Source organism: Candidatus Campbellbacteria bacterium (genome assembly GCA_028817035.1).
In the GTDB taxonomy this organism is placed as follows: Bacteria; Patescibacteriota; Minisyncoccia; order Phycocordibacterales; family JABAAK01; genus JAPPQH01.
The window spans coordinates 1-20,340 of sequence record JAPPQH010000003.1; the positions used below are offsets into that span (position 1 = coordinate 1).

Below are 20,340 nucleotides of genomic sequence, written 5' to 3' on the forward strand. Positions count from 1 at the left end.
ATTTATTATGACCGGACATAATTTATTATTCTAAACTTTTTAAATGTTTAACGCCCAAAAGGGTTATAGAGCGACCCCTTGGCGTTCTCTCAATAAACCCCTTCTGCAGAAGAAACGGCTCATGAACTTCTTCAATAGTCGCCTCTTCCTCTGAAAGTGATGCAGATATCGTTCCTATTCCAACAGGGCCACCTCCAAATTTACTGTTTATGGTATGCAATATAGACCTGTCAATCTCTGTCAGACCAGCGCCATCAATACGCAAAAGCTCAAGCGCTCTCATCACACTCTCCTTATCCATAGATTTTTTATTTACCTGAGCGAAATCGCGACATCTCTTAAGAAGATAATTTGCTATTCTCGGTGTGTTTCTTGACCTTGATGCAATTATCATAAGGGTATCTTTATCAGAATCAATTCCCAAAATCTCAGCCGAGCGCGACACAATCTTGCAAATCTCATCATCCGTGTAGTAATTTAATCGGAACAACCCTCCAGAAAACCTTGAACGAAGTGGGGAAGACAACATTGAAACACGGGTTGTTGCTGCTATCAGCGTGAAAGGCGGCAAATCAAGTTGTATTGTTCTTGCAGAAGGACCCTTACCAATTATTATATCAAGGACACCTGCCTCCATAGCCGGATACAACATTTCCTCAATTACTCTGTTTAAGCGGTGTATCTCATCAATAAACAAAATATCACCTGAGGACAAATTGGTAAGAAGTGCTGCCAAATCTCCAGCGCGACATATAGCAGGACCAGAGGTTGTTTTGAGCGCACCACCTGTTTCTCCTGCAACGAGATGGGCAAGCGTTGTCTTTCCAAGACCGGGAGGACCATACAGCAACAAGTGTTCTGGTGATTGGCTACGCTCCTGTGCGGCATTAACCAATATAGAAATATTTTCTTTTATTCCGTCTTGCCCTATATACTCACCCCAAGACGAAGGGCGAAGAGTCATATCAAGAGAAGAATCTCTCTCAACCATAGTTATTTCTTCTGTTTCCTTTTTATTATCTTGGCTCATTTATATCTATAATTCTTTTTATCTCCGAAAGAGAAGTTAAACCTTCCATAACTTTCATTATAGCATCCTGTACAATTGTCGGTGTCCCTTGCTTCTTTGCCGCCTCTGATATCTCTCTTGTAGAACCACCGTCATATAAAACCTTTTCAATATTCTCATCCATAAATATTGTCTCAAATATTCCCAACCTTCCCTTATAACCATCAGAAGAATCTTTTAAGTCATCCCTCGGTTTCATAAAAGTAGAAAAATCAATCTCACCAACCCTGTCTTTTATTGACTGCGGTGCGTCTTCAAAAATTTTGCGTATCGTTGTTTTGTCTTCCTCAGATATAGAATCCACAACAGCGTTTTCCTTTTTTAACCTTCTCACAAGCCTCTGCGCGATTATCAGATTCACAGAAGCGCTTATCAACTTCCTATCAATCCCAATATCTATCAAGCGAGAGAAAGCACCAGAAGCACTGTTCGTGTGGAGTGTGGAGAAGACCAAATGCCCTGTAAGAGAGGCGTTAATAGCCGTTTTTGCAACCTCCAAATCTCTTATCTCACCCACCATTATCACATCTGGGTCCTGTCTCAATATCGCCCTAAGACCGCTTGCAAATGTGTATTTATCCCCCTTAATCTGTGTCTGAACAATACCATCAAGATGGTACTCAATAGGGTCTTCAAGAGTTATTATTTTTATGTTTGGATTGTGTACCTCTTTTAGAAAAGAATAAAGCGTGGTCGTCTTTCCAGAACCAGTTGGTCCTGTCGTTATTATTATCCCATTAGGTCTGTTTATCTCCTCTCTTACTATTTTAAGAACACCATCTTCAAAACCCAAATTATCAATGTTTTGTGTCAAACCTCTTGGATCAAGCAACCTCATAACAATCGCTTCGCCTGACGGTCCTGGTATGGTTGATATTCTCACTTCCATGTCAACACCATCAAGCCGTATGCTAAACCTTCCGTCTTGTGCTCCACTGTTAATGTTAAGTTTCATTCCGCCAATCAATTTTATTCTTGACGCAAGGCGTTGAAAAATAGAATGATTGATATTCAGCAAGTCTACAAGAATTCCATCAATACGATAACGGATGCGAACATTATCCTCAGAAGGTTCAATGTGAATGTCAGATGATTTAAGAGCAGTCCCACCCGCGATCAATGTATCAAGTATGTTGGTGGCGTTTTGTTTCGCTGTGTCATTTATAATTTTTTGAACCATATCTCTCAAAGAATGTATGTCTTTCACATTCTCTGACACCGACATGCTTTTCTCACTGGATATGCTTATAACACCCTCTTCCACCTCTATTGAGGTAGATATATCAGAATAAAGTCGCCACATCCTCTCAAGCGTGCTCTTGGATGCCATGTATATAGAAAGAGAATACCCTCGCTCTTTCAGTTTCTCCAACACGGCTTCAAGGTGGGGATTCTTTGGTGAAAAAACAGCAAGATGCAAATCCCTTCTTCTCATTTTGAACGCAGCAACCTCCGCCTTCCTCGCATCATCTTCTGTTATCAGTGGGAGCACATCAGGGCTGGCATATACTTCATTTGGCGCTATATATTTTATGCCGTATTCCTTAGCAAGACCCGACACAAAACGCTCCTCCTCTTTGCTTTTAAGAGAGTTCAAAAGATCAGTTTTTGTATTGTCTTGAAATTTGCTTGCCATATAAAATGTGTCTAATGCCTATTTTACTACAAAAACAAAGTAAAAATGATAAAATTACATTATGGAATGGATTATTTATTCTCCCGAAGATATAAGAGATGTAGCAAAATGGGTTCACAAAGAACTATGCGAATATGATAAAAAAAATGGAGCAGTAGTCATGGCTCTGACTGGTCCTTTGGGTGCAGGAAAGACATTGTTTGTAAAAGAAATAGGTAAATTACTGGGAATAGAACAGGACATAATAAGCCCAACCTTTATCCTTGAACGCATATACAAAGCCAAAAAATCTTTTGAACACATCCACCACATAGATGTTTATCGTCTCAAAGATTCCTCAGAAACAAAACCGCTACGGCTTGATGAAACTTTCAAAAAAGACAACACACTTGTTTTGATTGAGTGGGGAGAGAAGATACAGGACATATTACCCAAACCACACTTGGAAATGAAAATTGAGGTAAAAGAAGGGGACACCCGCTTGATTCACTATGAAGAAAAAAAATAACCAAAAAACACTTTTCCTAATAGACGCGCTCGGCATAATACACCGCGCCTATTTCGCACTACCCGCCTTCACCACAAAAAGTGGAGAACCAACCGGCGCCCTATACGGTCTATGCCTCGCGCTGATAAAAATGGTGGAGAACCACGACCCTGACTACATAATCGCGTGTTATGACACACCAGAGCCAACAGTAAGACATGTCGCATACAGTGAATACAAAGCGACACGCGATGAAGCACCAGAAGACCTCTCCCTTCAAATTGAAAAATCCAAAGATGTTTTTAAATCCTTTTCAATACCAATGAAAGAATGCGCAGGCTATGAAGCAGATGACATAATAGCAACACTTGCAAGAAAACACGCAAGCGAAGAAATAAAAGTGGTTGTTGTGACAGGGGATCGCGACCTGTTTCAACTAATATCAGACAACCCACCAATATCCATTTATTTTCTGAAAGGCGGTGTCAAAGAAGCAGGGCTCATAGATGAAAAAACCGCAGAAGAACAAATCAGCTTCAGCCCAAAATATATGGCGGACTACAAAGGGCTTGCAGGGGATGCCTCAGACAACATAGCAGGAATAAGAGGCATAGGAACAAAAACAGCAACCACACTCATAAAAAATTTTGGCTCTCTCTCCGACCTCTACAAAATTTTAGAAAAAGATGAAGCAGAAATAAAAAAGTGTGGCATCACCGACAGAATGGTACGCCTTCTTAAAGAAGGCAAAAAAAATGCGATGGGGTCCAAAGACCTTGCGACAGTTAATGACAGCGTAAGCATAGGAACAGACCTACCAAAAGAAATCTGGAAAGAAGCAAGGTCTTATGAAAAATTTGAAAAACTTCTTGAAGAACTTGAATTCCAATCCCTCTCAAAAACACTACGGGCAATATGCAACAAAAACATCCCAGCGGGGAGCGCAAGAGCAAGTGCAAAAGCAAGTGCAAGTGCAAAAAAACAAACCCCAGACGAAGAAAGTGAAATATTCAAAAAAAGCAAAATCGCACTTTGGATTCTTGACTCCTCGCACACAAACCCAACAGAAGAAGACATAACCAACTCCACCAAAACAAACAGCTTGGAAGAGTCATACGAAGTTCTCAAAAAGAAAATAAAAGAAGAAAAACTTGACTACATTTTGGATAAAATAGAAATACCACTAATACCCGTTTTGTCGCAGATGGAAAAAACAGGCATAAAAATAGACATTCCTTATCTAAACAAACTCTCAAAAGAATACCACGAAGCGCTCTCCCAGATTGAGAAAAAGATATTTCTTCGGGCAGGCAGTGAATTCAACCTAAACTCACCAAAGCAACTATCAAAAGTCCTCTTTGACGACATGGGGCTGGCAGACAAAAAAAGTGGTAAAACAAAAAAATCAACAAGAGAATCCGAGCTAAACAAAATAAAAGACAAAGATGAAATAATACCGCTAATACTGGAATACCGCTCCCTACACAAACTTTTGTCTGTTTATATAGATGTTTTACCACGCCTTGCAGACAACCAATCAAGAGTTCATACAAAATTCGTCCAACACGGAACAACCACAGGCAGAATGGCATCAAAAACTCCAAATGTTCAGAACATACCAGTCAAAACGGAAAGAGGGCAGACAATAAGAAAAGCATTCATAGCAGAAGACAACTTTAAAATAATATCTTTTGATTACTCACAAATAGAATTAAGATTAGCCGCCTTCCTTTCTGGCGACAAAGACCTATCCGAACTTTTCTCAAAAAACGACATACATCAAGCAATGGCAGTCAAAATATTTAAAGTAAGCGAAAATAAAATAACAAAAGAAATGAGAAATAAAACAAAAGCAATAACTTTTGGGATATTATATGGAATGGGAATCAAAGCACTCAAAAGAGCGATAGAAGAAAAAGAAGAAGGCGAAGCAACAAAACTATTTACAGAATACAAAAAAACCTTTTCTGGTTTTGTGGGATACAAAGAAAAGGAAATAGCAAAAACAGAAAAAAGAGGCTACACCGAAACATATTTTGGCAGGAGAAGACAAATACCCGAAATCTTTTCAAGAATAAGCTATATCCGTGCTCAAGGAGAAAGATTTATAATAAACTCGCCAATACAAGGAACCCAAGCAGATGTGATAAAACTCGCCATGATCAAAATCAGCGAATACATAGACAAAAACAATCTGAATAAAGATGTAAAAATGCTCCTCCAAGTCCATGACGAACTGGTCTTTGAAATAAAAGAAGAAAAAATCCCACAAATATCAAAAGAAATAAAAAAAATTATGGAAAACACATTCAAAGACGAAGGCGGAATATTGCTCCCAGTTGATTTTTATGTAGGCAAAAACTGGCGAGATGTGGAATAATAATATATATGCTTTATGTTATACACGGCGAAGACGAAGTGCAGATAAGAGACCGCACAAAAGCCATATTAGACACCCTACGCTCAAAAAGAAAAGATGCAGATGTCTGTTATCTAAATGAAGAAGATGACGAAGGCCAAGCAGAACGCCTCGCAGTCGCGAGAAGTTTGTTTGACGATAAATACATAGTGGTTGTTTCAAAAAAAGTAAACACCGACCTGCTCAAACTATTCTCAGACTCTCCACACATATTCCTGCTCCGCGATTTTAAGCCAGACAAAAAAACCGTCACCGCATACAAAAAATACGCCAAGAAAGTAGAAGAGTGCAAAGCGACAAAAAAGGAAACCTTTAACACATTTACACTTGCAGACGCACTTCTAAAAAAAGACAGAAAAGCACTTTGGGTCGGCTTTCAGAACGCCGTTGGAAATGGCGTATCAGTTGAAGAAATACACGGTGTTTTGTTGTGGCAGGTAGATGTCATCAGAAGGGCATTTCTCGCAAAAACTGCAAGTGAGGTAAAAATGAAACCATTTGTCTTTACAAAGGCAAAAAGAGCAACGACAAACTTTACACAGGAAGAACTTGACACACTCGCGAAAGACCTCGCAGAATGCTCTCTAAAAGCACGCAGAGGAGAGTTTAATTTTGAGGACAGACTTGAACAAATAATTACCTCCATATAATATATAGACCTTCGCAGAATCTGCGAAGGTCTATAACCATCACTTTGGAAGCGGCACACCAGACTTTTCAGCACTTGAGATCAAAAGTGAAACCCAAAACTCCGTGCTCTTTTGAGTCATGTGTGTTCGGTTCATCCTCCTTCGCCACTTGAAGAGCGGGTCTGCTTCTTTCAAGTTAGGTATTGTTTGGCTCTTAAGAAACCTCTCAATAAACTTAGAAACAGAACTTGCCCCATCCAAACCCCTTTTCTCAAACTGATCTTTTAGGGCTTGAAAACCACCCTTTACATCCCGCACATCAAGCGAAGAAGGCTCTGGTCTTTTCATATATTCTTCTCTTCCCATTTTTTCCTCCTCTGAAAGTTCAAAAACATCATATCGGGCGAAGCCCAGAACTGAATTAATTATAAAGATATGTAAAACCTATGTCAAATATGGCTATAAATAATAGGCTAAAAAGGGTGGCAGATGGACTCTACAAGATTTGCACAAAACAGCATATGGGGTTATCATATAAGTGACTGGGGGAATTCCCTCTTAGTTTTGGTCCTTACAGAACAACAGGAGGAAAGGGTTATGGAAAAAAGTAGCAACGACCTTGAAGCAATCGTATGCCAGTTTCCAGTGAACAAATTGTTCCAAGAAATATGGTGTGCGCATAGAGTCCCTTATTTTGATAAACTGCCTTACAACTCACTCGTTCTTTTGAGGCAAACCATTTTAAGTTTGCCAGAAAGTTTCTTCGAAAGAAGGTTTCTTGGTTCTTTTCTCTCTAAATTTTCTTTTCACAACGAAGAATTGAAAGACCTTCTCACCATACCTTATGTAAATGAGGTCTTTGAGCCGTATGTAGGGAGGGAGCATCTTTTCCCTCCAAACAAAGACTGTCGCTGTGTCAGCCGTGTCCTTCTAATGCTTCACGAGATTTATTTCTCCGAGAAAGACCTCTTGTGGTGGTATTGGGCTGGTTTGAGGGACGAAAAGAACAGGTTGGAGATGAGAATAGACACGGCAAGAAAGGGAGGAGGCAAGACATTTCGACACTACGGGAGAATAGTTGATCCAAACCTTTTCTCCTAAGCCCCGCACCCGCGGGGCTTTTTCTTTAGGCGCATCAACCACGAACTATTTTACTGTCTTTCCCTTGTTTTATATAGTCCAATTCGCCATTTTCACCTAAAACCCCTTATTTTATATACAAGACAGTAAAAATAAAACACCAAAACCCTTGTTTCATATAGTCCAATTCGCCATTTTCACCCCAAACCCCTTATTTTACTTATCGGACAGTAAGGTGTATCATACTGCTATGATTGAAACAAAGAGAAAAATATTAAATATACTTAAAAAACATCCAAAGACAAGACCAAATGAACTGGTGGATTACACGGGACTTAGTCGTTCCGTCACACAGAAATACCTTGGTGAGCTTGTTGATGACGGCTTTATAGTGCGAAGTGGTAAACCACCACACACATTTTATAGTGCCGATAAAAATATTTCAGAAATAATACAAAATGACTTTATCTATAATGCCCCAGAAAAAGGATTACTCTTTGGGATGGACGGATTCAAGGTTTGGGCAGATAAAAAAATGGGGGATATTCCGATAGAAAGGAAAATCCGGTTATATGAAAGGGGGTATGAGAAATACACAAAACTGAAAAAAGATTTTTTTAAGTTTGAATCTGCCAAAGACAAATTAAAAAATAACATAATAATTGATAATCTCTACTGCATAGACCTGCATCATATAAACATTGGTAATGAAATAACAAAAATATCAACCCCATATGTAATACTTCCTATTGTAAAAGGATCTGGAACAAAAGAAAAATTAAAAAATCTTGTTGATAAATATGTGTATCCATCTATTGAACGCATCCATTCGTTTATAAAAAAACACAAGATTGATGCTGTTGCCTTTGTTCCACCAACCAACACAAACCGCCCAATACAGATAATGAAACTCTTGGAAAAGAGATTTAAAAATACAGATGTAAACACAATGCCAATACTTAAAATCAAGAGAGATTTTTCAAAATTTGGAGGAATAAGAAATGAACAAAAGCATTTGGAAGGAAAAACAAGGATAGCCAACGCGCGAGAAACTTACCTTATAACATTGGAAAAGAAAACATATAACAGATTGTTATTAGTGGATGACTTAATATATAGCGGTTCAACGATGAATGAAATCGCACGCAAATATAAAGATAGTAAGATCGCCAAAGAGGTATGGGGAATAGGACTAATCGGCATAAACACCAAAAAAGTAATCCCAGTAAGAAAAGCGTGAGGGCTCGGACTTTTTCTTGGGTTAACTTTTGATTTTCAAATAAATATTATAGTTAAAGAATTCTCTGAGAGTTTGTGCAAACTTTGTTGCCGACTCAAAATTACTCGTCAGAACATATTCTGTGTAATTTTCTTCTTCAAAAACCTCATCTAAAAAAATATCTTGATCCGATATGTCCTTTATTTCCTCAGTGACAAAATGAAGTAAAAAATCATGCTCCATATTTTGGGATGTATCTTTGGGGAATATTCGGAGTAAAAATCGCTTGTTGTTCATTTGTTCAATTTCCATATATTATTCTTTAATACCATTTTACCCTGTTTTTGATGGGCCAACTTCATAAATAACTTTATCCACAATAAATGCTTTTTCATTGTTGAGAGCTTATATAATAGAGTATATAATCTATTATAATGCGTACTCGTAAAGAAGTTGTCGGTATAGGAAAAAGAATCAAAACCAAAAGAGAGGAAAAGGGCCTTTCTTTGGAAAAATTAGCGGATAAGGCAAATGTTGCTTTTACCACTATGTTCAAATTAGAGAGAGGGGAAATAAAAAATCCATCTGTTGCCACGATAATGGATGTAGCTAAAGCTTTGTGCGTAGAACGGGATATTTTAATTGGGGATGATGTTAAAAAGTTGAAAACGATAACATCTCCAAAAAGAAAATTGAAAAAATAATATGGCAAAGAATTTTCTAAAAGCAAAATATTTTGTATGACACATATAAATAAACCAAACGATAGTGAAGTTGATGCTTACACTTATATTAAGGAAGAATTAGAAAGTTTAGGGTGGAACATAAAAAACCCAGCAAAAGTTAGTGTTGGTGAGGTTTATAAACAGAATGAAGCATTAAGCAACATAGACATTAAAAGTTGCTTGAATAGAAATAGGCCAGAAGCAATTGTTAAAGTATCAGATAATATATTTTGGATTATAGAATCAAAAAGAACCAAGGATGAAATAAATAAAGCTTTAGATGAGGCAAAAAATCAATATGCCAAAAAAATCAACAAGAGTTTATCAATTAGTGCCCCATTAGTTTCTGGCGTTGCGGGTAATTTAACCGACGGATTTTTAGTTGAAACTCAAATTCTTAAAGATGGCCAATGGAAAACAATTCTTTTTAATGGAAGGAAAAAAAGAACTCTACTCTCTAGACCACAAGCGAAGTATATCATCAAAACTAAAAATATTGATTATAAAGAATTTCCAGATATACCACAACAAAAATATATAAGTGCAGGAGTTGAAATTAATGAGATACTTCATAATTCAGGTATCAATAAAAACAAAAGAGCGAGATTTATTGCGGCCCTAATACTTTCAACATCAACCGGAGAAAGGGTGGATTTTGTAAAAGAGAATACAAAGACATTAATAAGAGATATAAATAATTTAATTCAGCAGAAGTTAGACGAGGTTGGCAAATCAAATTTCTATGATTTTATTAAATTAGAATTGCCGCCATCTCAAGAAAATCATCATAAATACAGAGAAGCGATTATACAAACATATAATAAATTAGACACACTTGAGATAAGAAATTCAATGGACTCTGGGAGTGATGTGTTGGGCGAGTTTTATACGACATTCCTAAAGTATGGTAATGGAGCAAAGGAGATTGGTATAGTTTTGACACCCAGGCATATAACTAAATTTGCAGTTGAAGTGTGTGATATAAATTACAAAGATATAGTGCTAGACCCAGCCTGTGGCACTGGCGGTTTTCTAGTTTCAAGTTTAGATAAAGTAAGGAGAGAATCAACGGGAGAAAGATTTGAGAATTTCAAAAAATATGGACTTTTTGGTATAGAGCAAGATGATGAAGTTGTGGCATTAGCACTTGTTAATATGATTTTTAGAGGTGATGGTAGGCATAATATGAGAGAAGGCAATTGTTTCAATAATAATATAACTAATAAAACTGAAGGAGGCAACCAAACAGCACAATTTGAATCTAGAGATGGTATTAATAATACCAGACCAGCCATTACAAAAGTTTTAATGAATCCGCCTTTTTCTCTAAAAAAAGAGGATGAAAAAGAAAGCAAATTTATTGATTACGCATTAGATCAACTCAAGGACAAAGGAATACTTTTTGCAATTACTCCAGTTTCTGTTATGACTGAAGGGAAGAGTGGTTCTAAGTGGAGAAAAAAATTATTAGAAGAAAACACGATACTTTCTGTTGTTACTTTTCCAGATATATTTTATCCGGTTTCTATAATAACCGTTGGGATTTTTATTAAGAAGGGTGTGCCACATGATTTTGAAAACCAAAATGTATACTTTGCTAGGATTAATGATGATGGTTTCACAAAGAGAAAGGGCAAGAGAGTGTTTAATGATTCAGTTGAAAATGATTTAGATAAAATAAAAAAAGAATTGGTTGCTTTTATAAAAGATGAAAATATAAGTATAGATAATGTTCCGGAATTTAAAAAAGTTGCAAAATTGGATAAAGATGATGAAACACATGAGTTAGCACCTGAGGCATATCTTGACACAAAAGTTTTGACTAGAAAGGAGATAGAGGATGGTGTAGAGGAAATGATACGAGAGTCTGTTGCTTTTAGAATCAGATATAACAAGAAATTTAAGTAGCATGAAATTTAAGGATTTATTTCATATAGATTACGGTCAAAAAGAGTACCATGATAAAAGTAATCTAACGGATGGAGATGGAGATAAAATTTTAATTTCTTCAAAGGGTGAGGACGGTGGCATATATGGTTTTTTTGATATTCCCAGAGATGGCTATAAAGCACCAATAATTACAGTTCCAAGCACTGGCACAATAGGGCAAGCATTTCTTCAACTACGAGATTGTTCTGTTGATGACAATTGCTTGGTCTTAATACCAAAAGATAAAAACATGTCGGAAGAAGAAATGTATCAAGTGATATATCAAATTAGAAAATTAAAATGGCGTTTTAAATATGGGCGACAAATAACTCCCGAGAGATTGGGTAATGAAAAATTAAAAATTATTGATACAAATATAGATAAGAAAAAATTAGAAAATCAACTTTCATTGAAGAAACCGAAAAATATAAAGGTTATTGACCCAAAAAAGTTTGTACATTTTAGAGTTGACCAAATTTGTTTGGTTGAAAAGAAAAAAGCACTTCCAAAGAATGCAATTAATTTAACAGGCAATATCCCATATGTCACAACATCTTCAAAAAATAATGGAGTTAAGGATTTCACCGATGAAGAAAGTAATTTTCCAAAAAATAGACTAACGGTTTCATTAAATGGTAGTGTTGGAGAAGTTTTCTTTCAAACCAAGGATTTTATTACAAGCACAGACAACGTTGTTCTTTCATTATTGGAAGAAAAGTTCAAGGGAGATATAAAACTATTGTTATTTGTTGGATTTATGATTAAGCGTTATACTTGGGGATTTTCGTGGAGTAGAAAATTATCTAAGAAAAAACTAGAAAAATTAATAATAAATCTACCAGTAAATGATAAAAATGAGCTTGACTTAAAATATATACATTCTATTGCAGACAATAGTTTGGGAATAACTGAATTGAAGGAGTATATAAAATGATTTTGTAATAACCCCCCAACAAAAAACCCCTGCGTGTAGGCGGACCTACAGCAAGGGCTATCCCTACCTTCTGTGCAGTTTTAAATCTGGTAATGATTCTTTATTTTTTACAAATCGGTCAAACCAATTTATTGCTTCGTTTATTGAGGCGGCTTTGTTGGTGGTTAGTGAGTGATTATCGCCTTCATAAATAATTGTTTTATATGGGATTTTTTCTTTATACAATAATTCACTCACTTTTAAAGTATCAAGAACACTAACCTTCCAATCCGCTGTCCCGTGCATCATCAGAATTGGTGTCTTTTTGTATAATTTATCTATCCAGAAAACCACCGAGCGTTTTTTGTATTCTTCTTTAGAACCACCAAATATTTCTTTATATAACTCTTTGAGTTCAGGGCGATTTTTCACTTGGTTAAATAGATTTACCACGGCGGCTTGAACAACTATTGCCCGAATCCATTTCACGCGAGCAAGTGCAAGATAGCACACCATTCCCCCACGACTTGCACCAAACATCCCAACTCTACTTGCATCTGCTCGCGAATACTTTTTCAAAATTTTATGTAAAACAAGAACATCTTCTATCTCGCTACCACCATGATATTCTGTTCCTTCACCGCCTTCATTTCCCGAGTATTGACTGGCGATGACGATATAGCCAGCCTTTGCAAAAGCTGCAATTGATCCAAGAAAGAGCGTGAAAGGTTTTATTTCACCACATGGACCGTGTGTACCCCAGGCACGATTTCCCCCACGATTCCAAATAATGCAAGGAAGATTCTTGCCCCTTTTGGGTTCAGCAATGTAACCAACAACCTTATGCCCTTGAGATTTATAGACGATTCTATATGCAAAAATTTCCTTGCCATTTTGAATAGCCCTATCTTTTACTGTCTTATTAAGGTTAGATAAAATTTCTCCTGTTGCAGTAATGGGCTTGACTTCTAAAATTAACGGAATTGATTTTAGTTTATTCATACAATTCACTATACCCTATTTTTCTGAAAAAATCAATACCCCCAACAAAAAACCCCTGCATGTAGGCGGACCTACAGCAGGAGTAATTATTGCGAGTGTGTTTTTGGTGGAGGTGGGGAGAATCGAACTCCCGTCTACAAGTGTTTGTCTATACCGTTCTACGCAGGTAGTCGCCTATGAACCCCTGAGAAGCGCAGACGACAGCGTTTATCTCAGGTTTTTCCCTTTGTTGCTTGATTTGCGATCAAGGGAGAAATCGCAAATGCAGATCTGCGAATGTGACGCCACTACGACCTAGCAGATCAGTCAGTCGTGATGACGGCTTACTTAAGCGTAAGCAGGTGTAAGTTTATTTGCACTTACTTTGTTTCCGATGTTTTAAGAGAGTTCGGAGATCTCTCTACGCAAAGTATAAATTCACACTTATATCGAAACCGATCACCCCCACAGAGCGCATACCGGGTGGGGTAGGTATACGCTCTACGGGAGAGACCCGCTGTTTTTGATTGTTCGGCGTGCTTCTCTTTCGCTATCTCTTTTCTTTATTATCTCTCGTTTATCTTTTCCTTTTTTTCTACGAACAATGCCTATTTCCACCTTTATAAGTGCACCTTTACTATACACGGAAATAATAATTGAAGTCAACCCTTTTGTCTTTTCTGCTTCCAAAAGCTTTAATATCTCGGGTTTTTTGAGCAAAAGCCTTCTTGTGCGACTGGGGTTGTGCGATTTTGGGGCATTTGATTTTTGAAAGGGGGGTATGTTTAGCGAGACGACAAAAGCCTCCCCACCGCGAACAAGACATCTCGCGTTTTTTAGGGAACCCATGCCCTTTTTGATTGCTTTTACCTCAAACCCCCTCAGTTCAATTCCAGCTTCAATACTTTCAAGCACTTCATAATCAAAAAGAGTTTTTTTATCTTTAAGATAAACCATAATTTTCTCTATATTGTGGTATTTATATTATAAACAAAATGCCCAAATCTACCAATTTATTTGTCTATTGATAATAAAAGGTCTTATGGGTATAATGTAGGTACAATAAACTATTAAACGACAAAAATGAATAATAGAAATATACAGAAAAACAACAAGCAAAAAGCGCCAAAAAGTTTTTTTAGGCAGTTTGTTTTGTCTGTTTTGATACTTATTATCTTCGCGAGTGCGTATGGTTTGTTTAAGTCGGAGGCGGTAGAGATAAAAGAGATAGGAATTTCAAATTTGGTTGTTGCGATTGAGGCGGGGGAGATAAATTCAATAGTTGTAAAAGGTGAGACGGTTGAGGTTGTTTATAGCAACGGAGATAAGGGTTCGCTTAAAAAAGAAAGCGGAGCGCCAATCACACAAACACTCACCAACTACGGATTGTCCTCAGAGGCGATTCGCTCTGTTGCGATTGAGGTTGAAAATGAGAGGGGTTTTGCGTATTGGCTGACAGTCATCATTCCGTTTTTATTGCCACTACTCATATTCATCGTGCTCCTTTGGATATTGCTCGGTCAGTTCAAAAACACCGGCTCACAGGCATTTAATTTTGGAAAATCAAGGGCAAGGGTTCTCAGCCCTGATGATCCGTCAAGGCGCATAACATTTAAAGATGTCGCTGGTGTTGAAGAGGCAAAAGAGGAGTTGGGGGAGTTTGTAGATTTTTTGAAAAATCCCAGAAAATATAAAAAGATGGGCGCAAAGGTTCCCAAGGGTCTTTTGCTGACTGGTTCACCGGGGACAGGAAAAACACTCCTTGCAAAAGCAGTTGCTGGCGAGGCTAAGGTTTCATTTTTCACAATCTCTGGCTCAGAGTTTGTGGAGATGTTTGTTGGTGTCGGTGCGAGCAGGGTTCGCGACTTGTTCAGAAACGCCAAAAAGCATTCTCCGTCTGTCATATTCATAGATGAAATAGATGCTGTTGGTAGAACGAGAGGAACAGGAGTGGGTGGAGGTAATGATGAGAGGGAACAGACGCTGAATCAAATTCTCGTTGAGATGGACGGTTTTGAAAGTAGGGATAATGTGATAGTCATAGCGGCAACCAATCGCCCTGATGTCCTTGACCACGCACTTTTAAGACCAGGTCGTTTTGACAGGCGCTTGGTTATTGATGTGCCTGATAAGTTGGAGAGGATGGCGATACTGAAAATACACGCAAGAGGAAAACCGATGGATAAAAATGTTAACTTTGATTCAATAGCCGCAAAGACACCAGGTTTTTCTGGCGCTGATTTGTACTCAGTTGTAAATGAAGCGGCTATATTAGCAGCGCGAAAGGGAAACAAGGCTTTGTCCCAAAAAGATTTTGCTGATTCTGTTGAAAAAGTCGCACTTGGTCCAGAAAAAAAGACACGCATATTGACCGACCACGAAAAAAGGAGGATAGCGTTTCACGAAGGGGGCCACGCACTTTTGGCGTCAGTCCTTCCTTATGCAGATCCAGTTCAAAAGATTTCTATAATTTCAAGAGGTCATGCGCTTGGTTATGTTCTTAGCACACCTGACAAGGATTACAGGTTGCGCACAAAACAAAAGTTTCTTGATGATATGGTGATGGCAATGGGGGGTTATGCTGCAGAACAAATTGTGTTTGGTGATGTCAGCACTGGTCCAAGTAGCGACCTTGAAAAAGTAACGCAGATAGCAAGAAACATGGTGACAAATTGGGGGATGTCTGAGAAAATTGGACCAACCATTGTTTCCAATTCAAAATACAACACTCAACGCGGTGGAAATTCTAACGAAACCCAAAAAATGATAGACAGAGAGGTTCAGGCGATAGTTAAAAACACTCTGAAAAAAGCGACTATGTATTTAAAGAAGTATAGGAAGGCGCTTAATGCATTGGCAGAGAAACTTTTACAAGTGGAGACAATGGAAAGAAATGAGTTTGAAAAATTGATTACATCACAGGGGGTTAAAATACAAAACGCTTTGGGCAGGTAAACAAAAAAATGGAACCCCGTTAGGGGTTCCACATATGCTCAATTAGAGCTTACTTCAGGAACATCGGAGGTTGGTGGTGACTGTTGCGCGACATCACGTGCCGCATTAATCCGCCCAACAACCATATACATATCCGACATTATGCCACCGACTTTCTCCACCACCTTTTCTATCTCCCTTTCAAGTTGCTGGAGTTTCTTGCGATGATCTTTCGTGTCCTTGCCCTCCTTTTTCAATTCCACGACTTCGTCCTCCAAAAACTCGATTTCTTGTGCCAATGCCATCTCTTCTTCTGCAAGAGCATCAAACTCCCCAACCCTCTCAATCAGTTCGCTGAGTAGCGCTCGTGACACGGGGTTTGAGACCGTCTCTTGCAAAACAAGCATAACTCCATTTCTGACTTCTTCTTCCAAGAATTCGTCATATAGATAGGGCACAGAGTCTGTCATACAAAACAGACCAGTAGAGATAGGGTTGGCATCCGATTGCGGCGCAGGTGCAGGAGCAGGAGCAGGAACAGGAGTGGCGGACTCGCCAACCCCCAAACTCACAGTCTCATGCCTCTGAGAACCTTTCTGGTTAGACGCTTTGTCGGGATCTATCACAAAGAAAACGACAAGCAAAACCAGGGGGCAGACAAACAAGACGAGGAACTCGTCCTGACGACTTTCCAAGACCTCTGCCACCTTTTTCATATCCATAAACTTTGACATCTCACACCTCCTTTTTCAGGACATTTGTTCGGTGGTTTCTTCAAAGAACAAACCTTATATTATTATACTACAATATGGAAAAATAAGCAAGTCCAAACACCTCTCACCAAGAAATGGGCTTCAACCCATTTGACTTCAGATAATCATTTGCCTTGCTGAAATGCCCACACCCAAAAAACCCTCTGTCTGCAGAGTAGGGAGATGGATGTGCCGCGGTCAAAATCAGATGCTTCTCTCTGTCTATCAATCCTGCTTTTTCCTTTGCAAATGCACCCCACAACAAAAAGACAACCCCCTCTCTGTTGTCTGATATTGTTTCTATCACACAATCAGTAAACATTTCCCAGCCCATATCTCTATGCGAAGTGGGGGAGTTTGCGCGAACAGTCAATATGGCGTTCAAAAGTAGAACACCCTGTTTCGCCCAACGCGTGAGGTTGCCATTTTTAGGAATCTCAATACCCAAATCATCATTTATCTCCTTGAATATATTTTTAAGTGATGGCGGTGGCGTTATGCCGTCCTGAACGGAAAAAGCAAAACCATGCGCTTGACCTCTGCCGTGATATGGATCTTGCCCCAAAATTACAACTTTTATGTCATCAAAAGGGCAGATATTAAACGCATTAAAAATATCTTTAGGCAGAGGGTAAACAGTTTTTGAAATATATTCTTCTCGTACCTTTTTTGTAAGTTCCTTAAACTCTTCTTTATCAAATACCTCAGAAAGTTTCTCTCTCCACGATTGCTCTATTTCAACTTCTTTTTTCATAATGTGTTTAGTCCACCCGCCTGGACTTGAACCAGGAACCCCGCGTGTATAAGACGCGTGCTCTAACCAATTGAGCTACGGGTGGTATAAGGAAAATATACCACACTATTCATTAGCGCGAACAGCCTTGCTGTTCGCTTGGTTTTGCTCGCAATCGCTCACTCCGTTCGCTTCTATTTATTATCGCTCGGCGGTTTCACCGCCTCGCTTGACGCAACTCGCAGGCTCGTTGCGGTCGGACTCACATATTCCAAACTATTCTGCTCGCAGGCTCGTTGCGGTCGGACCCGTGCCCTCTAATCTATTCCGTTTGCTCACGCCCCTCACCCTGCGATTCTTTCACCCCGCACTTGACAAAAATACCCATATGACTTATAATGATAATAACGGTCTTTGACCGCCAATCACCCTGCGATTGGAGTTAATCGCAGATTTGTCCTTTCAAAACAGGAGGAAACGTTAATGTGTATGAGTCAGTTGCTAAACAAATTGAAGGAGGAAGAGGCTAAAGCCTTCAAAGCACACCGCTCCGAGCTCGAAAAGAGCGCCGGGCTGTATTTTGCTTTCGCAGGCTTGTGTGTGGTTCCCATGGCCATCTTTGTTGGCATCGTCACCTACAACAGTTTTTACGAAAGCTTTGGTGACGATGCGTTGGTTGTGGGAACACTCATCGTATGTGGCGTCCTCTCAATCCTTTTCAAGTGTGTTACGGGGAGCGAGCCGATTGATATGGAGCCATCTCCAGAAAAAATGTGTAGGGCGTCCTCTCCGTTCTTTTTCTTTTTGCTTGGTGTGTGGTTTAGTTTGTGGTTCGTAGGTGAAAGCAACCCACAGGTCCATGCAATCGCCATGTTCATAAGCATGGATTACATGTTGCTGTTGCTCCTATGCTTGCATTCCTACTACCACCCCCAAACCTGGAGAAACCATGACGAGGGGCGAGTGGATGCACAGGGTGCATGAAGCACCCAATCCTCGGACATAGAGCCATGGCAAACTTCGTTGCCATGGCTCACTTTTTTATTATCGCTCGGCGGTTTCACCGCCTCGCTGACGCAACTCGCAAGCTCGTTGCGGTCGGACTTATACCCCAACAATCTATTACATTCGCTTGGTCACCCCTATTTACTATCACTCACGGCTCCGCCACTCGCTGACGCAACTCATAAATTCGTTGCGGTCGGACTCACGCCCTCCAATCTGTCGCAGGCTCGCAAAGGTCGGACTCACGCCCTCCAATCTGTCGCAGGCTCGTTGCGGTCGGACTCACACTTCATTTGACATTAACATTTATATACTCTACCCTTAATAACAGAAGGCAACTTGTTGTTGCCGAATGATCTTTTCAAAACGGAGGAAGTGGTTATGGAAAAACCCGTTCTTTTAATCCCTGGTGGTCTTTGGGTGAAACTTTCTAACTCTCATGCTGGGCAATTGGAGAGGAAGGTTGGAGAAGTCCAAAGAGGGTATTGCAAGATGTTTATGAAACAGAATATAGTGGGCTTGCTGTTGCTGTTAGCCCCCATCTTCTTACTCGCCAATTTTGTGAACTTCATCTGTGTTTACAGCTTTGGTCCTCATTTTGACTCTTGGGATACTCTCTCTTCTCTCATCCTCTTCTCTTTCCTTTGCAAAGCCCTTTCTTTTCCGAGGCGGTGTGACATGAGTGTGTTTGGGGAGGATTTTTGGGAAAAGGGAACTCTGCTTTTCTTGTTGGGTTATCTGGTAGTGTGTGCCTTGTCTATTCACGAGTCACATTTGTTTGCGTTTGCCATGTTCGTGACGCTTGACTGTGCGTGGGCCTATTTGGTCTGTCATTGGTTTAAGGCAAGTGGCGAAACTGTCAGAAAGCGGGACTTTAAAAAGTCACTGGAACCCATGTTCAAGGAAGCGAGAAGTACAGTAGGAGAAAGCACACACTTGTGCGTGGCGAAAACTTGAAGCCACGGCAGCTTGGGGCGGACTTAAAAAGTCCGCCTCTATTTTATTATCGCTCGTGGCTCCGTCACTCGCTGACGCAACTCATAAATTCGTTGCGGTCGGACTCACACTTCATTTGACATTAACATTTATATACTTTACACTTAATAACAGAAGGCAACTTGTTGTTGCCGAATGATCTTTTCAAAACGGAGGAAGTGGTTATGGAAAGGATTATTGTGGTTGTTCCCGATAGGTCCTGTATTGTAATTTCTGGCGACAGCGAGCAAGAACTGGATAAAAAGTGTAAAAAAGTTAAGAGCGATTTGGAAAAAATCCAGAACAAATATCGCGAGGTATTTGCGCAACAGAACGCAATGCAATTGTTGTTGCTATTGATTCCCATTCTTCCTTTTGCTGTCTTTTTGAACTTCGTCCTTGTCAACACCTTCGGCTTTCACAATAACCTTTGGCACTTTCTTGTTTTTTGCAGTGCGTATTCTTTGGGTCTCAAGGTTTATTATTTTCCGAGGTCGTGTGACATGAGGGTGTTTGCGGAGGATTTTTGGGAAATGGAGTCTATGTTTACCAAGATCTCTCTGGTTTTTCTGTACTCAGCGTCTCTCTTTGACCCACAAGTGTTTGTGTTTGCCAAATTCGCACTGCTTGATAGCTTGTGGATCTGGCTTGTCTATCGTTGGTCTAAGGCAAGCGATAGGACTGTCAGGGCGGAGCACTTTGAAGAGGAGTTTATCAAGGTGACAAGGGAAACAGAGAAATCTGCAACCATACGGAGTGCATGAAGCACCCAATCCTCGGACATAGAGCCATGGCAACGCAGTTTGCCATGGCTCACTTTTTTATTATCGCTCGTGGCTCCGCCACTCGCTGAC

General features: G+C 39.4%; 20 protein-coding genes, 1 tRNA gene and 1 other RNA gene. 12 read left to right on the forward strand and 10 right to left on the reverse strand.

What is annotated here, in order from left to right; translation table 11 throughout:
• Positions 1-25: 25 nt before the first annotated feature.
• Positions 26-1,030, reverse strand: a complete 1,005-nt coding sequence (gene ruvB, locus OXU73_00065) for a Holliday junction branch migration DNA helicase RuvB (protein ID MDD9867727.1) — start codon at positions 1,028-1,030, stop codon at positions 26-28.
• The gene (locus OXU73_00070; protein ID MDD9867728.1) at positions 1,017-2,705 is read right to left on the reverse strand and encodes a GspE/PulE family protein; all 1,689 of its coding nucleotides are present in this window, start codon (positions 2,703-2,705) and stop codon (positions 1,017-1,019) included. Before OXU73_00070 ends, ruvB begins: the two co-directional genes overlap by 14 nt.
• Positions 2,706-2,766: 61 nt before the next feature.
• On the opposite strand from OXU73_00070, the gene tsaE reads away from it, so the two are divergent.
• The 3 genes from tsaE to OXU73_00085 are packed head-to-tail and all read left to right on the forward strand — an operon-like array spanning position 2,767 to position 6,261.
• Positions 2,767-3,213 carry a tRNA (adenosine(37)-N6)-threonylcarbamoyltransferase complex ATPase subunit type 1 TsaE gene (gene tsaE / locus OXU73_00075; GenBank protein ID MDD9867729.1) on the forward strand — a complete coding sequence of 149 codons (447 nt, stop codon included), beginning with the start codon at positions 2,767-2,769 and terminating at the stop codon, positions 3,211-3,213.
• On the forward strand, positions 3,197-5,572 hold the full coding sequence (locus tag OXU73_00080; GenBank protein ID MDD9867730.1) for a DNA polymerase: 2,376 nt from the start codon (positions 3,197-3,199) through the stop codon (positions 5,570-5,572). Before tsaE ends, OXU73_00080 begins: the two co-directional genes overlap by 17 nt.
• Positions 5,573-5,580: 8 nt before the next feature.
• A complete protein-coding gene (locus OXU73_00085; protein MDD9867731.1) occupies positions 5,581-6,261 on the forward strand; it encodes a hypothetical protein in 681 nt (226 codons plus the stop codon).
• Positions 6,262-6,300: 39 nt separating this feature from the next.
• Here the strand turns inward: OXU73_00085 and OXU73_00090 are convergent, their stop codons facing one another.
• Positions 6,301-6,606 (reverse strand): hypothetical protein, encoded by a 306-nt coding sequence (locus OXU73_00090; GenBank protein ID MDD9867732.1) that lies wholly within the window; start codon positions 6,604-6,606, stop codon positions 6,301-6,303.
• Positions 6,607-6,729: 123 nt separating this feature from the next.
• Between OXU73_00090 and OXU73_00095 the strand changes: the two genes are divergently transcribed.
• The gene (locus OXU73_00095) at positions 6,730-7,341 is read left to right on the forward strand and encodes a hypothetical protein (GenBank protein MDD9867733.1); all 612 of its coding nucleotides are present in this window, start codon (positions 6,730-6,732) and stop codon (positions 7,339-7,341) included.
• A 229-nt stretch (positions 7,342-7,570) separates the two neighbouring features.
• Entirely contained in the window at positions 7,571-8,560 is a 990-nt protein-coding gene (locus OXU73_00100) for a winged helix-turn-helix transcriptional regulator (protein MDD9867734.1), read from the forward strand.
• A 21-nt stretch (positions 8,561-8,581) separates the two neighbouring features.
• Here OXU73_00100 and OXU73_00105 read toward each other — a convergent pair whose 3' ends face one another.
• Positions 8,582-8,782 carry a hypothetical protein gene (locus OXU73_00105; protein ID MDD9867735.1) on the reverse strand — a complete coding sequence of 67 codons (201 nt, stop codon included), beginning with the start codon at positions 8,780-8,782 and terminating at the stop codon, positions 8,582-8,584.
• Positions 8,783-8,973: 191 nt separating this feature from the next.
• Between OXU73_00105 and OXU73_00110 the strand changes: the two genes are divergently transcribed.
• Genes OXU73_00110 through OXU73_00120 form a run of 3 tightly spaced genes read left to right on the forward strand, consistent with a single transcriptional unit; the run spans position 8,974 to position 12,127 of the window.
• Positions 8,974-9,243 carry a helix-turn-helix transcriptional regulator gene (locus OXU73_00110; protein ID MDD9867736.1) on the forward strand — a complete coding sequence of 90 codons (270 nt, stop codon included), beginning with the start codon at positions 8,974-8,976 and terminating at the stop codon, positions 9,241-9,243.
• Between the two features lie 36 nt (positions 9,244-9,279).
• Complete coding sequence (locus tag OXU73_00115; protein ID MDD9867737.1) at positions 9,280-11,172, forward strand: N-6 DNA methylase; 1,893 nt, start codon at positions 9,280-9,282, stop codon at positions 11,170-11,172.
• A 1-nt stretch (position 11,173) separates the two neighbouring features.
• Positions 11,174-12,127 carry a restriction endonuclease subunit S gene (locus OXU73_00120; GenBank protein ID MDD9867738.1) on the forward strand — a complete coding sequence of 318 codons (954 nt, stop codon included), beginning with the start codon at positions 11,174-11,176 and terminating at the stop codon, positions 12,125-12,127.
• A gap of 63 nt (positions 12,128-12,190) precedes the next feature.
• Here the strand turns inward: OXU73_00120 and OXU73_00125 are convergent, their stop codons facing one another.
• From OXU73_00125 to smpB, 3 genes are all read right to left on the reverse strand, one after another.
• Positions 12,191-13,108: a prolyl oligopeptidase family serine peptidase gene (locus OXU73_00125; protein MDD9867739.1), complete on the reverse strand. Its 918-nt coding sequence runs from the start codon at positions 13,106-13,108 to the stop codon at positions 12,191-12,193.
• 104 nt (positions 13,109-13,212) lie between these two features.
• Positions 13,213-13,554: a transfer-messenger RNA gene (gene ssrA, locus OXU73_00130) on the reverse strand.
• A gap of 34 nt (positions 13,555-13,588) precedes the next feature.
• Positions 13,589-14,044 (reverse strand): SsrA-binding protein SmpB, encoded by a 456-nt coding sequence (smpB, locus tag OXU73_00135; GenBank protein MDD9867740.1) that lies wholly within the window; start codon positions 14,042-14,044, stop codon positions 13,589-13,591.
• Between the two features lie 126 nt (positions 14,045-14,170).
• Between smpB and ftsH the strand changes: the two genes are divergently transcribed.
• On the forward strand, positions 14,171-16,042 hold the full coding sequence (gene ftsH / locus OXU73_00140) for an ATP-dependent zinc metalloprotease FtsH (GenBank protein MDD9867741.1): 1,872 nt from the start codon (positions 14,171-14,173) through the stop codon (positions 16,040-16,042).
• A 38-nt stretch (positions 16,043-16,080) separates the two neighbouring features.
• On the opposite strand, the gene OXU73_00145 is transcribed toward ftsH, so the two are convergent.
• The 3 genes from OXU73_00145 to OXU73_00155 form a co-directional block, all read right to left on the reverse strand.
• Positions 16,081-16,755, reverse strand: coding sequence for a hypothetical protein (locus OXU73_00145; protein MDD9867742.1), 675 nt, complete (start codon positions 16,753-16,755; stop codon positions 16,081-16,083).
• A 103-nt stretch (positions 16,756-16,858) separates the two neighbouring features.
• Complete coding sequence (gene ung, locus OXU73_00150; protein ID MDD9867743.1) at positions 16,859-17,527, reverse strand: uracil-DNA glycosylase; 669 nt, start codon at positions 17,525-17,527, stop codon at positions 16,859-16,861.
• 11 nt (positions 17,528-17,538) lie between these two features.
• Positions 17,539-17,612: transfer RNA gene (locus OXU73_00155), tRNA-Ile, on the reverse strand.
• Positions 17,613-17,920: 308 nt separating this feature from the next.
• On the opposite strand from OXU73_00155, the gene OXU73_00160 reads away from it, so the two are divergent.
• The 3 genes from OXU73_00160 (at position 17,921) to OXU73_00170 (ending at position 20,250) form a co-directional block, all read left to right on the forward strand.
• Positions 17,921-18,490, forward strand: coding sequence for a hypothetical protein (locus tag OXU73_00160; protein MDD9867744.1), 570 nt, complete (start codon positions 17,921-17,923; stop codon positions 18,488-18,490).
• A 366-nt stretch (positions 18,491-18,856) separates the two neighbouring features.
• Positions 18,857-19,468 (forward strand): hypothetical protein, encoded by a 612-nt coding sequence (locus tag OXU73_00165; protein ID MDD9867745.1) that lies wholly within the window; start codon positions 18,857-18,859, stop codon positions 19,466-19,468.
• A 167-nt stretch (positions 19,469-19,635) separates the two neighbouring features.
• Positions 19,636-20,250 carry a hypothetical protein gene (locus OXU73_00170; GenBank protein ID MDD9867746.1) on the forward strand — a complete coding sequence of 205 codons (615 nt, stop codon included), beginning with the start codon at positions 19,636-19,638 and terminating at the stop codon, positions 20,248-20,250.
• The last annotated feature ends 90 nt before the right edge of the window (positions 20,251-20,340 follow it).

What these genes read in the sequence shown, in the direction of transcription:
- OXU73_00125 (MDD9867739.1), bottom strand. Translation starts at nt 13,108, where the DNA reads ATGAATAAACTAAAATCAATTCCGTTAATTTTAGAAGTCAAGCCCATT.
- tsaE (MDD9867729.1), top strand. Translation starts at nt 2,767, where the DNA reads ATGGAATGGATTATTTATTCTCCCGAAGATATAAGAGATGTAGCAAAA.
- OXU73_00100 (MDD9867734.1), top strand. Translation starts at nt 7,571, where the DNA reads ATGATTGAAACAAAGAGAAAAATATTAAATATACTTAAAAAACATCCA.
- OXU73_00120 (MDD9867738.1), top strand. Translation starts at nt 11,174, where the DNA reads ATGAAATTTAAGGATTTATTTCATATAGATTACGGTCAAAAAGAGTAC.
- OXU73_00110 (MDD9867736.1), top strand. Translation starts at nt 8,974, where the DNA reads ATGCGTACTCGTAAAGAAGTTGTCGGTATAGGAAAAAGAATCAAAACC.
- OXU73_00090 (MDD9867732.1), bottom strand. Translation starts at nt 6,606, where the DNA reads ATGGGAAGAGAAGAATATATGAAAAGACCAGAGCCTTCTTCGCTTGAT.
- OXU73_00095 (MDD9867733.1), top strand. Translation starts at nt 6,730, where the DNA reads ATGGACTCTACAAGATTTGCACAAAACAGCATATGGGGTTATCATATA.
- ruvB (MDD9867727.1), bottom strand. Translation starts at nt 1,030, where the DNA reads ATGAGCCAAGATAATAAAAAGGAAACAGAAGAAATAACTATGGTTGAG.
- OXU73_00085 (MDD9867731.1), top strand. Translation starts at nt 5,581, where the DNA reads ATGCTTTATGTTATACACGGCGAAGACGAAGTGCAGATAAGAGACCGC.
- ung (MDD9867743.1), bottom strand. Translation starts at nt 17,527, where the DNA reads ATGAAAAAAGAAGTTGAAATAGAGCAATCGTGGAGAGAGAAACTTTCT.
- ftsH (MDD9867741.1), top strand. Translation starts at nt 14,171, where the DNA reads ATGAATAATAGAAATATACAGAAAAACAACAAGCAAAAAGCGCCAAAA.
- OXU73_00115 (MDD9867737.1), top strand. Translation starts at nt 9,280, where the DNA reads ATGACACATATAAATAAACCAAACGATAGTGAAGTTGATGCTTACACT.
- OXU73_00070 (MDD9867728.1), bottom strand. Translation starts at nt 2,705, where the DNA reads ATGGCAAGCAAATTTCAAGACAATACAAAAACTGATCTTTTGAACTCT.
- OXU73_00080 (MDD9867730.1), top strand. Translation starts at nt 3,197, where the DNA reads ATGAAGAAAAAAAATAACCAAAAAACACTTTTCCTAATAGACGCGCTC.
- OXU73_00145 (MDD9867742.1), bottom strand. Translation starts at nt 16,755, where the DNA reads ATGTCAAAGTTTATGGATATGAAAAAGGTGGCAGAGGTCTTGGAAAGT.
- OXU73_00105 (MDD9867735.1), bottom strand. Translation starts at nt 8,782, where the DNA reads ATGGAGCATGATTTTTTACTTCATTTTGTCACTGAGGAAATAAAGGAC.
- smpB (MDD9867740.1), bottom strand. Translation starts at nt 14,044, where the DNA reads ATGGTTTATCTTAAAGATAAAAAAACTCTTTTTGATTATGAAGTGCTT.